Raw genomic sequence first — 13102 nt, 5'->3', positions numbered from 1 at the left:
GGCGGGGCAGGGTCCGCGCGCTCGGGGGCCGCGCGTCAGCGTCGCGTCACCGGGCCTTGCCATAGCTCCCCGAGATCCGCCTCCGAGATCCGCCGCGACATGATTCCCGCCGAGCCGTCCGCCGTTCGCCCCTTCCACGTCGTCGAGCGGCTGGAGGACTTCCCCGCCGCGCTCAGCGGCGGCATCGTCGCGATCGGCAATTTCGATGGTGCCCATCGCGGTCATCAGGCCGTTCTCGCCGCCGCGCGCGATCATGCGCATGACAAGGGCCTTCCGGCCTATGCCATGACCTTCGAGCCGCATCCGCGCTCGGTATTCCGGCCCGACAGCCACATCTTCCGCCTGACGCCGCCACACGCCAAGGCCCGGCTCATGCGCGCGCTCGGTCTCGACGGCATCGTCGTGGTGCCCTTCGACCGCACCTTCGCGGAGAAGACGGCCGAGACCTTCGTCGCCGAGATCCTGGTCGAGCGGCTCGGCATCGCGGGTGCGGTGGTCGGCTGGGACTTCCACTTCGGCAAGGGCCGCGGCGGCTCGCCGATCTATCTGTCGGAGGCCGGGCTCATCAACGGCTTCCCCGTGCAGATCGTCGAGGCCTTCTCCGACGAGGGCGGCGCGACCGTCTCGTCGAGCCGTATCCGCGACGCGCTCGCCGGCCGCGAGCTCGGTCTCGCCAACGGCCTGCTCGGCTATCGCTGGTTCGTCGAGGCCGAGGTGATCCATGGCGACAAGCGCGGCCGCGACCTCGGCTTTCCGACCGCCAACATGCGGCTCGACGCCGATTGCCGGCTCGCCCATGGCGTCTATGCCGTGACCTTCTCGGTCGACGGCGTGACGCACCACGGCGTCGCCAACTACGGCCGCCGCCCGCAGTTCGACGACGGCCCGCCGCTGCTCGAGACCTACCTGTTCGATTTCCGCGGCGACCTCTACGGCAAGACCGCCCGCGTCGGCTTCGTCTCCTATCTCCGGCCGGAGGCCCGTTTCCCGTCGGTCGATGCGCTCGTCGCCCAGATGGAACTCGACAAGGCCGAGGCGCGCACGCTGCTCGCCACGCTCGATCCGGGGACGGCGCTCGACCGCGCGCTCGCCGACCTGCCGTGACCAGCACGCCCGCCGACGGCAGCAAGACGAGCGCAGGCCATAGCCATCCGGCGATCGGCGCCGGCATGGCCTTCATGGTCGGCGGCATGGTGTTCGCCCCGATGATGGACGTCGTGGCGAAATACCTCGCCGCGACGCTGCCGACGATCGAGGTCGCCTTCGGTCGTTTCGTCGCCCAGATGGTCGTCGTTCTGATCGTCGCCGTCGCGCTCGGGCGCCTGCGCGAGCTTGTGCCGCCGCGCCTCGGCCACCATTTCGCGCGCGGCGCGTTCCTGGCGATGTCGTCGATCCTGTTCTTCACCGGCCTCAAGGTGATGCCGATCACCGACGCGCTGGCGATCGCCTTCGTCGAGCCGATGATCCTGACCGCGCTGTCGGTGCCGCTGTTCGGCGAGAAGGTCGGCTGGCGGCGCTGGACCGCCTGCGGCGTCGGCTTCCTCGGCTCGCTGATCATCGTGCGCCCGAGCTTCCAGATCTTCGGCTGGGCGGCGTTGTTCCCGCTCGGCTCGGCTTGCAGCTTCGCGCTCTATCACGTGATGACGCGCGTCCTCGCCGGCTTCGGCACCATGATCGGCGCGCAGTTCGTGACCGGCCTGTCAGGCACACTGTTCATCGGCGTGGTGCTGGCGATCACCTCGACGCTCGGGATCGCCAATCAGGTCGCGATCGTGCCGGGGGCCTTCGAGCTGATGCTGCTGCTCGGCATGGGTGTCCTGTCCTTCGTGTCGCACGGCTTCATCCTGATGGCCTTCGAGCGCGCGCCGGTCACGGTGCTGGCGCCGTTCGGCTATCTGGAGATCGTCGTCGGCTCGATCGCCGGCTACCTGATCTTCCACGACGTCCCGGCCTGGACGACCTGGATCGGCATCGCGCTGATCGTCGGCTCCGGCCTCTACATCGTCCATCGCGAACGGGTGCGGAAGGCTCCCTGAGCCCCGGCCTCGCTTTGGCCCGGCATCAGGCGCCGATGCGTCTCTGCGCGGCGTTTCCCGCTCTTCCCCGACCGGGGGCGACCTGTTAGAACCGGCGCCATGACCGATCGGCGAGACGTTGCGGCCCTGATAGGGGCCCCGGAGACGATGCGCACCACGGGGCGAATTACGGGCCCGGCCTCCGAGATGGGCCGCGCGGCCTGACGCACGCGCGCCCCGGAGGTCCGGGACGTCTCTTTCCGCCGACGGCCGATCACCCGCATCGGCCTCGCGCTTCGCCAGCGATCCCTATCCTCTTTTCATCCTCGCGTGCCGGCTGATCGCGCCGCACGCGTTCCAGCTGAAGATCGAGCCATGACCGACACCACCGACAAGACGGCGCGCGACTATTCCGAGACGCTGTTCCTGCCGAAGACCGATTTTGCGATGCGCGCCGGCCTGCCCGAGAAGGAGCCGCAGATCGTCGCGCGCTGGGAGGCCCAGGGCCTCTACCAGCGCCTGCGCGCGAGCGCCGCCGGCCGACCGAAGTTCGTGCTGCACGACGGCCCGCCCTACGCCAACGGCAACCTGCACCTCGGCCACGCGCTGAACAAGATCCTCAAGGATGTGATCACGCGCCTGAAGCAGATGCAGGGCTTCGATTCGAACTACGTGCCGGGCTGGGACTGCCACGGCCTGCCGATCGAATGGAAGATCGAGGAACAGTATCGCGCCAAGGGCAAGAACAAGGACGAGGTGCCGGTCGTCGAGTTCCGCAAGGAGTGCCGCCAGTTCGCCGAACACTGGATCGGCGTGCAGTCGGCCGAGTTCCAGCGCCTCGGCGTGATCGGCGACTTCGCGCATCCCTACACGACCATGGCCTATGAGGCCGAGGCGGTGATCGCGCGCGAACTGCAGAAATTCGCGCTTTCCGGCCAGCTCTATCGCGGTTCCAAGCCGGTGATGTGGTCGGTGGTCGAGAAGACCGCGCTGGCCGAGGCCGAGATCGAGTACCACGACTATCAGTCGGACACGATCTTCGCGAAGTTCCCAGTCATGCATGCCGAGGGCGAGGTCGAGGACCATGTCGCGGACTTGCTCGACGCGAGCGTCGTGATCTGGACCACCACGCCCTGGACCATCCCCGGCAACCGCGCGGTCAGCTATTCCTCGAAGGTGGCCTACGGCCTCTACGCGGTGACCGCGGCGCCGGAGGGCAACTGGGCCGCGGTCGGCGACCGCGTCGTGCTCGCCGATCGGCTTGCGGCCGATGTGATGAAGGCCGCCAAGGTGGAGGCCTTCGAACGCGTCCGCGACGTGCCGGCGCGCGTGCTCGAGACGGTCGTGCTCGCGCATCCGCTGAGCGAGGCGGGCTACGGCTTCAAGGTGCCGATGCTCGACGGCGACCATGTCTCCGACGACGCCGGCACCGGCTTCGTCCACACCGCGCCGGGCCACGGCCGCGAGGACTTCGAGATCTGGACCGCCAACGCGCGCCATCTGGTCGCGCGCGGTATCGATCCGGCCATCCCCTTCACCGTCGACGACGACGGCTTCCTGACCGAGGACGCGCCCGGCTTCGTCGGCCGACGCGTGATCACCGACAAGGGCGAGAAGGGCGACGCCAATGGTGCCGTGATCGAGGCGCTGGCCGCGGCCAAGGCGCTGATGGCGCGCGGCCGGCTGAAACACCAGTATCCGCACTCCTGGCGCTCCAAGAAGCCGGTCATCTTCCGCAACACGCCGCAGTGGTTCATCCACATGGACCGTGACCTCGACGGCGTCGGCGACACCTTGCGCGACCGTGCGCTGAAGGCGATCGAGGCGACCACCTTCTATCCGCCGCAGGGCAAGAACCGCCTGCGCGGTATGATCGAGGCCAAGCCCGACTGGGTGATCTCGCGCCAGCGCGCCTGGGGCGTGCCGATCGCGGTGTTCCGCAATGTGAAGACCGGCGAACTCGCGCCGGGACCGACCTTCGCCCGCAACGAGGCGCTGACCGACCGGATCTACTGGGCCTTCGTCGCCGAGGGCGCCGACGCCTGGTTCGAGGACGACGCCAAGAAGCGCTTCCTCGACGATCTGGTCGCCGAGCCGTCCGAGTGGGAGCAGGTCCGCGACATCCTCGACGTCTGGTTCGATTCGGGCTCGACCCACGCCTTCGTGCTGGAGAAGCGGCCGGATCTGAAATGGCCGGCGGACATGTATCTCGAGGGCTCGGACCAGCATCGCGGCTGGTTCCATTCCTCGCTGATCGAGTCCTGCGGCACGCGCGGCCGCGCGCCATACGACAGCCTGCTCACCCATGGCTTCGTCATGGACGAGGAGGGCCGCAAGATGTCGAAGTCGCTCGGCAACACCGTGACGCCGCAGGACGTCATCAAGCAGTCCGGCGCGGACATCCTGCGCCTGTGGGTCATGTCGTCGGACTATTCCGACGACATGCGCATCGGCCCGGAGATCCTGAAGACCAACGTCGAGGCCTATCGAAAGCTCCGTAACACGCTGCGCTGGATGCTCGGCACGCTCGCGCATTTCGATCCCGCCGCGCCGGTCGCGCTTGCCCAGATGCCGGAGCTCGACCGGCTCATGCTGCACAAGCTCGCCGAGCTCGACGAGACGGTGCGCGCCGGCTACGGATCTTACGACTTCAAGCGCGTGGTCGCGGCCCTGATAAACTTCATGGTCGTCGACCTGTCGGCGTTCTACTTCGACGTCCGCAAGGATGCGCTCTACTGCGATCCGATCTCGTCGGTGCGCCGGCGTTCGGCCTTGCAGGTGGTCGATCGGTTGTTCCACTGCCTGACCATCTGGCTCGCGCCGATGCTGCCGTTCACGACCGAAGAGGCCTGGACCGTTCGCACCGGCTCGGATGCCGGCTCGGTGCATCTGGAGCAGTTCCCGGAGATCCCGGCCGAATGGCGCGACGAGGCGCTCGCCGCCAAGTGGGAGACCGTGCGCCGCGTGCGCAAGGCGGTCACCGCCGCGCTCGAGCTGAAGCGCGCGGAGAAGGTGATCGGCTCCTCGCTCGAGGCCGCGCCCGTCGTCTACCTCGACCCGGCCGCGCCGGAACTCGCCGCCGCGCTCGCCGGCGTCGACATGGCCGAGGTCTGCATCACCTCGGGCTTCGTGCTCGGCGACGGCTTCCCGGGTACCGACCTCGTCGAGCCGGCCGAGGATGCCGCCGTGCGGGTATCGTTCCGCAAGGCCGAGGGCACCAAGTGCGCCCGCTCGTGGAAGATCTCGCCCGAGGTCGGCACCGATCCCGACTATCCGGACGTGACCCCGCGCGACGCGGCCGCGCTGCGCGAATGGGACGCCGCCAAGGCGCGCGCCGCATGAGCGACAGCATGACGCCGCAAGCGCAAGTGCCGGGGTCGGATCAGGCGCGAGGGCGGTTCGCCGCCCTCGGCTTCGCCGTGGCCTTCCTCGGCCTCGTGACCGATCAGGCCTCGAAGCTCTGGCTGCTCTACGGCGTCGATTTCGGCGAACACGGCCCGATCGCGATCGCGCCCTTCGCCGAGCTGCGGCTGGTCTGGAACTACGGCATCTCCTACGGCCTCTTGCAGCAGAGCACCGATATCGGCCGCTGGCTGCTGGTGGTGCTCTCCGTGGTGGCCGCGGTCCTGATGGCGGTCTGGCTGGTCCGCTCGCATTCGAAGCTCGTCGTCGTCTCGCTCGGCCTGATCATCGGCGGGGCGATCGGCAACGCGATCGATCGCGCCTGGGCCGGCGCGGTCGTGGATTTCGTGCACCTGTTCCTGCCGGACCGCTCGATCTCCTGGTACGTCTTCAATCTCGCCGATGTGTGGATCGTTGCCGGGGTGATCGGCCTCCTGTATGACTCCGTCGCGCCGAGCCATGACGGCGCCACAAAGTCGGGGTCTTCCTGACGTTTGTGAAGCCGCGTCTTTTGCGCGCGGCTGCCGACGTTCGGACTCGGGCGCGACCGCCCTCGGACGAGAGCGCGGCGACGATGTCGGTGGAGTGCGGCCGTTGGGCCGGTTGGGAGTGGAAGTCTCGTGACGATCAAGTCTGACGCCCTGAGCCGCACGGCCCGTCGCTTCGTTCCCATCGCCGCCTTCGGTGTCGTGCTCGGCCTCGGCGGCTGCGCCAGCGGTCCGCAGTTCGAGGAAGAGGGCTCCAACGACCGGTCGCTCGAGCAGAATGCCGTCAAGTCGATCATGACCTCGCTCGGCGCCATCGACCCGCACGAGAAGCCGATCGATTACAAGCCGCGTGCGACCCTGGTGGTGCCGCCGAAGCGCGACCTGCCGTCGCCGCAGTCGGGCACGGTCTCCGGCGCCTTCCCGCGCAATCCGGAAGACGTCGCCGAGGAGCGCCGTCAGGAGGCGATGAAGAACGAGAAGGACCCGTCCAAGGCCTGGACGCCGGACGAACTCGCCAAGTACCGCATCAAGGGTGCCGGTCAGGCCGAAGGCCGGCCGGTGAACGACCGCGAGGTCGGCCGCCCGCTGACGCCGGACGAGATGCGCGGCCAGAGCGTCGCCACCGCCGAGGCGATCAAGCGCGCCGAGAACCCGGGCCAGCGCCAGACGCTGATCGAGCCGCCGGTCGAGTACCGCAAGCCCTCGGCCAACGCGCCGGTGGAGCTGCCGCCGGAGCAGAAGTCGTCCTGGTGGCCCTTCTGAGGCCCCGCCGCGGACCTTGTTCTCATCGACGTTTACACGGCCGTGCGTCCGCTCGAACGGATGCCCAGACGCGTTCTGACGCGACCCGCGCCCTTGCCGCAGCGGTTTCCTTCACGCGAAGGTGAGGCGGGGGTGTCGACGCGGCCGATTCGGTGCCCATATTTCGCCTGAAGGCTCACCTCACATGTGAGCAATCAGCCTTTCGACGCCGCCGGCCGCCACGGGCGACGCGTCGCACCCAGGAGGACGCCCGTCCGTGATCCCGACCGCCCCGGCCCGTCAGTCCCGCCCGTCGTTCCTCAGCCGTCGAACCGTGAGCTTCGCGGCGGTCCTCTTCGCCGGCGTCGCCCTTCTGGGTGTGCCGGGACAGGCCGAAACCGGCCCCGGTGCGACCGCGCCGACCGGCACGACGCTGCCGGGGGCGCCGACCATCGGATCGAAGGTCGAGAGCTTCACGCTGGCGAACGGCATGACCGTCGTGGTCATCCCCGACCGCCGCGCGCCGGTCGTGACCCACATGGTCTGGTACAAGGTCGGCGCCTCCGACGAGCAGCCGGGCAAGAGCGGCATCGCGCACTACCTCGAACACCTGATGTTCAAGGGCACCAAGGACTACCCGATCGGCGCCTTCTCCAAGATCGTCGCCTCGGTCGGCGGTCAGGAAAACGCCTTCACCTCCAACGACTACACCGCCTATTTCCAGCGCGTCGCCAAGGAGCGCCTCGGCCTCGTCATGAAGCTCGAGGCCGACCGGATGGCCAATCTCGTGCTCAGCGACGAGATCGCCCGCCCGGAGTTGCAGGTCGTGCTCGAGGAACGCTCGATGCGCACCGACAACGACCCGTCGGCGCTGCTCTCCGAGCAGATGGATGCGATGCTGCATCCGAACCATCCGTACCGCGTGCCGGTGATCGGCTGGCGGCATGAGATGGAGAAGATGAACTACAAGGAGGCGCTCGCCTTCTACAATCGCTGGTACACGCCGAACAACGCGATCCTGGTCGTCGCCGGCGACGTCGACGCGGCCGAAGTGAAGAAGCTCGCCGAGGACACCTACGGCAAGGTCGCGCGCCGCGCCGAGCCGGGCGTGCGCGAGCGGCCGCAGGATCCGGAGCCTGACGCCGCCCGCTCGGTGACGCTCGCCGACGAGCGCGTCAGCCAGCCGAGCCTGCGCCGGGCCTATCTGGTGCCCTCGACCCGCACCGCGGCGCCGGGTGAATCCGAGGCGCTCGATGTGCTCGCCGACGTGCTCGGCTCCGGCTCGACCAGCCGGCTCTACCGCGAACTGGTGGTCGAGAAGGGCGTCGCCAGCTCCGCCGGTGCCTGGTACCTGTCGACCTCCTACGACGACAACAAGCTGATGGTCTACGCGACGCCGCGCGACGGCGTCTCGCTCGACGAGTTGCGCGCGGCGATCGACGCCGTGCTCGCCGACGTCATCAAGAACGGCCTCTCCGACGAGGAGATCGCCCGCTCGAAGAAGAAGATCGTCGCCGAGGCCGTGCGTGCCCAGGACAATCAGGCGACGCTGGCGCGGATCTTCGGCGCCGGTCTCGCGACCGGCCTCAGCGTCCAGCAGATCCAGTCCTGGCCGAGCCGCATCTATGCCGTCGACAAGGAAGCCGTGAAGGCGGCGGCGACCAAGTATCTGCTCGCCGAGCGCAGCGTCACGGGTTACCTGCAGAGCGCCCCGCCGACCGGCCGCAAGCTCGGCGCCCGCGCGCCCTTCGCCGGCATGCCGATGGGCGGCCCGATCCGCTACGGCGAGCCGGGGCTCCTGTCGGGCGGCCTGGGCACCGCGATCGACTGACGGTGCTCTCCCCGCGGTTGGTGCCGCGGTCGCGTGTTCCGGCACGGCCCCGTTCGTGCCGCGCTTGAGATTGAGCCGTTTCGAGCCGGGCGGCCCCTTTGCCGCCGGCCCTCCGAAGACAAGCCCGGGAGATCCGAGCGCCATGACGTTTCATTCGATCTTCACTCGTCCCCCCCGCGCACTCGTCGCCGCCGTGCTTGCCGTCGGCGTGCTGACCGGCGTCAGCGCCGCTCCGGCCGCAGCGACCACCATCCAGCGTGTGGTCAGCCCCGGCGGCATCGAAGCCTGGCTCGTCGAAGAGCACACCGTGCCGCTGATCGCGCTGAACTTCGCCTTCAAGGGCGGCTCGTCGCAGGATCCGGACGGCAAGGAGGGCGTCGCCAACCTGGTCTCGACCCTGATGGACGAGGGCGCCGGCGACATGACCGGCCAGCAGTTCCAGACCGCACTCGACGACATCTCGGCCGAGATGAGCTTCGAGGACGGCCGCGACCGGTTCTACGGCCAGATGAAGATGATGGCCGAGACCAAGGACAAGGCCTTCGACCTGCTCGCCCTGTCGCTGAACAAGCCGCGCTTCGACGCCGACGCGATCGAGCGCATGCGCCGGCAGGCGATCGCCGGCGCGCGGCGCGAGCTGAAGGATCCGGATGCCGTCGCCGGCCATCTGTTCGGCCGCACCGTGTTCGGCAACCATCCCTATGGCCGGCTGTCGAGCGGTTCGGAACAGTCGATCCAGGCGATTACCGCCGACGATGTTCGCAGCTTCCACAGGAACACCTTCGCCCGCGACGGTCTGAAGGTCGCCGTGGTTGGCGCGATCGATGCCAAGACGCTGGCGCCGCTGCTCGACAAGCTGTTCGCGGGCCTGCCGGACAAGGGCTCGCTGAAGGAGGTTCCGGAAGCCAAGCTCGCGCTCGGCGCCACCGTCGCCGATACCATGGCGATCCCCCAGGCGACCGTACGCTTCGGCACCGAGGGACTGAAGCGCCGCGATGCCGACTTCCAGGCGGCTTACGTGATGAACCACATCCTCGGCGGCGGCACTTTCTCGTCCTGGCTCTACACCGAGGTGCGCGAGAAGCGCGGCCTCGCCTATACGATCTCGACCGGCCTCGCGCCGTTCGAGCACGCCGGCCTGTTCGTCGGCGGCGTGGGGACGCGGGCCGACAAGGTCGGCGAGACGATCGGCATCATCAAGGAACAGCTGAAGCGGATGGCCGAGCAGGGCCCGACGCAGGAGGAGCTCGACAAGGCGAAGGAGTACATCATCGGCTCCTACGCGCTGCGCTTCGACACCTCGGACAAGATCGCCGGCCAGCTGCTGGCGATCCAGATCGACGATCTCGGCATCGACTACATCGACAAGCGCAACGACCAGATCTCCGCCGTGACGCTCGCCGACGTGAAGCGCGTGGCCAAGCGCATCCTGTCGAACCCGGTCACCTTCGTGACCGTCGGTCCGAGCGCGAGCTGAGCCGGCGCTTCAGCGCGGCGCCTCGGCCCATCGGCTCACCACGCCAGCCGCGGGATCGCCGCGCGGGCGGCCAGCCCTTCGCGGGCGAGACGCGCGGCGACCTTGGTCATGTCGGGCGTCTCGGGCGCGCCGAAGTCGGCCGCGTGGATGCCGGCGGTGACGAACAGCACGTCGATGCCCTGCGCGACGCCGCCGCGGACATCGGTCGGCAGGCCGTCGCCGATCGCCAGGATCTCCGACTTCGCCACGACGCGGTCGGCCGCGAGCTCCAGACGGGTCAGCGCCTCGGCATAGATCGGCGAGAACGGCTTGCCGAGCATCTCGACCCGGCCGCCGAGTTCCTCGTAGAGCTTCGCCAGCGCGCCGGCGCACCAGATCAGCTGGTGGCCGCGCTCGACCACGATGTCGGGATTGGCGCAGACGAGCGTCAGGCCGCGCGCCGCGAGCGCCGCGAGCCGGTCGCGGTAATCCTCGGGGGTCTCGACTGTATCGTCATTGAGCCCGGTCACGCAGATGATCTCGCCGGCATCGTCCGCCGTGAGTTCGAGGTGCAGGCCGTCATAGAGGCCGAGATCGCGCTCCGGGCCGATATGGACGAGCGACCGCTCGCCGCGCGTGGCGAGCAGGTGGCGCGTGACATCGCCGGAAGTCACGATGTCGTCGTAGGCGTCGCGCGGCACGCCGAACTGCGCGAGCTGTTCGTGGATCGGCGCATTCGGCCGCGGCGCGTTGGTGACGAGGCAGACCCGGCCGCCGCCGCGCCGGAACGCCGTCAAGGCCTCGATCGCGCCCGGAAACGCCGCGACGCCATTGTGGATGACGCCCCAGACGTCGCAGATCAGCGCGGAATAGCCGGAAGCGATCTCGGAGAGGCCGGCGATCAGCGGCGGCGGGGCGGGCGTGAAGGTCATCGGGCTCGGATCTCGTGTTGCTCGCAAAGGCGCCGGATCAGTAGCGGTCGCGGCGCGGTTCCGCAATGGAGGCGGGGAGATGGCCGCATCCCGCCGCGATCCGGCTCCATTCGGTTCGGCGTGACGCGGGCGGGCGAATCCGCGAGAATGCCGGCCCGCACGAGGAACCGAGAATGCCCGTCCGCCAGCTCTCCGAAGTGACGATCAACCGCATCGCGGCCGGCGAGGTCGTCGAGCGGCCGGCGAGCGTCGTCAAGGAACTGGTCGAGAACGCCCTCGATGCCGGCGCCGCGCGCATCGAGATCGTCACCGCGGGCGGCGGCAAGACGCTGATCCGCGTCACGGACGACGGCTCGGGCATGACGCGCGAGGATCTCGACCTCGCCGTCGAACGCCATTGCACCTCCAAGCTCGCCGACGACGACCTGCTGACGATCGAGACGCTCGGATTCAGGGGCGAGGCGCTGCCCTCGATCGGCGCCATCGCGCGGCTCGCGATCGCGACCCGCCATGCGAGCGAGCCGCACGGCTGGGAGATCGCGATCGAAGGCGGTGACAAGATCGAGCCGCGCCCGGCGGCGCTGAGCCGCGGCACCCGTGTCGAGGTGCGCGACCTGTTCTTCGCCACGCCGGCGCGGCTGAAGTTCCTGAAGACCGAGCGCGCCGAAGCCGCCGCGATCACCGAGATCGTCAAGCGTCTGGCACTGTCGCGCCCCGACGTGCGCTTCTCGCTCGCCGGCGCCGATCGCAGCGCGCTGGAACTCTCGGCGCAGACCGGCGACGACGCCTGGATCGCCCGTATCGCGGCGGTGATCGGCGCCGACTTCGCCGAGAATTCCGTGCCCGTCGATGCCGAGCGCGAGGGCGTCCGGCTCGTCGGCCATGTCGGCCTGCCGACGTTCCATCGCGCCGCCTCGACCCAGCAGTACCTGATGGTCAACGGCCGTCCCGTGCGCGACAAGCTTCTCATGGGCGCGATCCGCGGCGCCTATGCCGATGTCATGGCCGGCGATCGCCATCCGGTGCTGGTGCTCGACCTCAGGCTCGATCCGCACGAGGTCGACGTCAACGTCCACCCGACCAAGGCCGACGTGCGCTTCCGCGAAGGCGGTCTCGTGCGCGGCCTGCTGGTCGGCGCGATCCGCGAGGCCTTGGCGCGCGCAGGGCACCGCTCGTCGACGACCGGCGGCTCCGCCACGCTGGCCGCGCTGCGGCCGGGGCTCGGCGGAGCACAGGGGGCCGCTTGGCAGGGCGCCGGTTGGCGACCGGGCAGTTGGGCCGGTGCGGCGCCGGCCGGCGGTCAGGCGGGGCCTCCGGACCGGCCATGGAGGAGAGCGCCGGCTTCCGCGTCCATTCCGGCCGTCCCGCGGCCTGGAACGACGCCGTGCCGGCCGCGCGCGACATCGGCTTCGACTGGCGCGCCTCGCCGTTCCGCCCGGCGGACGGCACGGGCGGAGCGGCCTGGAGCCCGGCCGATATCGCGGCCAATGACGCAGCCTTCCACGAGGACGGCGTCACGCCGGAGTTGCCGTCGGCGGCAGCGATCGCCCTCTCCGTGCTGGCAGAGCCCTCGGGCGACACGCGCGGCCACGCGACACCGCTCGACGAGGAGCGCGTGCACCGGCCGCTCGGCGCGGCGCGCGCGCAGCTCCATGCCAATTACATCGTGTCGCAGACCGAGGACGGGATCGTCATCGTCGATGCCCATGCCGCGCATGAGCGGCTCAATTACGAGCGGTTGAAGGCCGCGCTCGCCGCCAAGGGCGTCGCCCGGCAGATCCTGCTGATTCCGGAGATCGTCGAACTGCCGGAAGAGGACGTCGAGCGTCTGGTCGCCGAGGCGGCGGCCTTCGCCGAGGCCGGGCTGGTGCTGGAGGGCTTCGGCCCGACCGCGGTCGCGATCCGCGAGGCGCCGTCGATGCTCGGTCCGATCGACCTGCGCGGCCTGATCCGCGATCTCGCCGATGATCTCGCCGAGTGGGACCGCTCCTCGCGGCTGGAGGAGCGGCTGCACCGCATCCTCTCGACCATGGCCTGTCACGGCTCGGTGCGCACCGGCCGCAGGCTCCGGCCCGAGGAAATGGATGCGCTGCTGCGCGAGATGGAGGCGACGCCCAATTCCGGCCAGTGCAACCACGGCCGGCCGACCTGGGTCGAGCTGAAGCTCGGCGATATCGAACGCCTGTTCGGACGGCGCTGAACGCCCGACCGCCGGTCGGGCGCTCGTTGGGACCGGA

Annotated in this window: 10 protein-coding genes; 9 read left to right on the top strand and 1 reads right to left on the bottom strand. The window is 69.5% G+C overall.

Annotated features, from left to right (window positions below):
* Positions 1 to 99 precede the first annotated feature (99 nt).
* The 7 genes from ABS361_13885 to ABS361_13855 all read left to right on the top strand — a co-directional run bounded on the left by ABS361_13885 (position 100) and on the right by ABS361_13855 (position 9954).
* Positions 100 to 1104, top strand: coding sequence for a bifunctional riboflavin kinase/FAD synthetase (locus tag ABS361_13885; protein XBY43188.1), 1005 nt, complete (start codon positions 100 to 102; stop codon positions 1102 to 1104).
* The gene (locus tag ABS361_13880; protein ID XBY43187.1) at positions 1101 to 2036 is read left to right on the top strand and encodes a DMT family transporter; all 936 of its coding nucleotides are present in this window, start codon (positions 1101 to 1103) and stop codon (positions 2034 to 2036) included. Before ABS361_13885 ends, ABS361_13880 begins: the two co-directional genes overlap by 4 nt.
* A gap of 354 nt (positions 2037 to 2390) precedes the next feature.
* Complete coding sequence (gene ileS / locus ABS361_13875; protein ID XBY43186.1) at positions 2391 to 5357, top strand: isoleucine--tRNA ligase; 2967 nt, start codon at positions 2391 to 2393, stop codon at positions 5355 to 5357.
* Positions 5354 to 5908, top strand: coding sequence for a signal peptidase II (gene lspA, locus ABS361_13870; GenBank protein ID XBY43185.1), 555 nt, complete (start codon positions 5354 to 5356; stop codon positions 5906 to 5908). Before ileS ends, lspA begins: the two co-directional genes overlap by 4 nt.
* A gap of 129 nt (positions 5909 to 6037) precedes the next feature.
* Positions 6038 to 6667, top strand: a complete 630-nt coding sequence (locus tag ABS361_13865; protein ID XBY43184.1) for a hypothetical protein — start codon at positions 6038 to 6040, stop codon at positions 6665 to 6667.
* 256 nt (positions 6668 to 6923) lie between these two features.
* Positions 6924 to 8477 carry a pitrilysin family protein gene (locus tag ABS361_13860; GenBank protein ID XBY43183.1) on the top strand — a complete coding sequence of 518 codons (1554 nt, stop codon included), beginning with the start codon at positions 6924 to 6926 and terminating at the stop codon, positions 8475 to 8477.
* A gap of 142 nt (positions 8478 to 8619) precedes the next feature.
* Entirely contained in the window at positions 8620 to 9954 is a 1335-nt protein-coding gene (locus ABS361_13855) for a pitrilysin family protein (protein ID XBY43182.1), read from the top strand.
* A 35-nt stretch (positions 9955 to 9989) separates the two neighbouring features.
* Here ABS361_13855 and ABS361_13850 read toward each other — a convergent pair whose 3' ends face one another.
* Entirely contained in the window at positions 9990 to 10865 is an 876-nt protein-coding gene (locus tag ABS361_13850) for a TIGR01459 family HAD-type hydrolase (GenBank protein XBY43181.1), read from the bottom strand.
* 173 nt (positions 10866 to 11038) lie between these two features.
* Between ABS361_13850 and mutL the strand changes: the two genes are divergently transcribed.
* Together mutL and ABS361_13840 are read left to right on the top strand one after the other, a co-directional pair.
* Complete coding sequence (gene mutL, locus ABS361_13845; protein ID XBY43180.1) at positions 11039 to 12607, top strand: DNA mismatch repair endonuclease MutL; 1569 nt, start codon at positions 11039 to 11041, stop codon at positions 12605 to 12607.
* Positions 12532 to 13065 carry a hypothetical protein gene (locus ABS361_13840; protein ID XBY43179.1) on the top strand — a complete coding sequence of 178 codons (534 nt, stop codon included), beginning with the start codon at positions 12532 to 12534 and terminating at the stop codon, positions 13063 to 13065. Before mutL ends, ABS361_13840 begins: the two co-directional genes overlap by 76 nt.
* The last annotated feature ends 37 nt before the right edge of the window (positions 13066 to 13102 follow it).

It is taken from the genome of Ancalomicrobiaceae bacterium S20 (assembly GCA_040269895.1).
Taxonomy (GTDB): Bacteria; Pseudomonadota; Alphaproteobacteria; order Rhizobiales; family Ancalomicrobiaceae; genus Methyloraptor; species Methyloraptor flagellatus.
This window is presented reverse-complemented; position numbering and strand designations above follow the sequence as displayed.

Coding starts and splice junctions, on each gene's coding strand:
- lspA (XBY43185.1), top strand. CDS start 5,354: ATGAGCGACAGCATGACGCCGCAAGCGCAAGTGCCGGGGTCGGATCAG.
- ABS361_13855 (XBY43182.1), top strand. CDS start 8,620: ATGACGTTTCATTCGATCTTCACTCGTCCCCCCCGCGCACTCGTCGCC.
- mutL (XBY43180.1), top strand. CDS start 11,039: ATGCCCGTCCGCCAGCTCTCCGAAGTGACGATCAACCGCATCGCGGCC.
- ABS361_13850 (XBY43181.1), bottom strand. CDS start 10,865: ATGACCTTCACGCCCGCCCCGCCGCCGCTGATCGCCGGCCTCTCCGAG.
- ileS (XBY43186.1), top strand. CDS start 2,391: ATGACCGACACCACCGACAAGACGGCGCGCGACTATTCCGAGACGCTG.
- ABS361_13885 (XBY43188.1), top strand. CDS start 100: ATGATTCCCGCCGAGCCGTCCGCCGTTCGCCCCTTCCACGTCGTCGAG.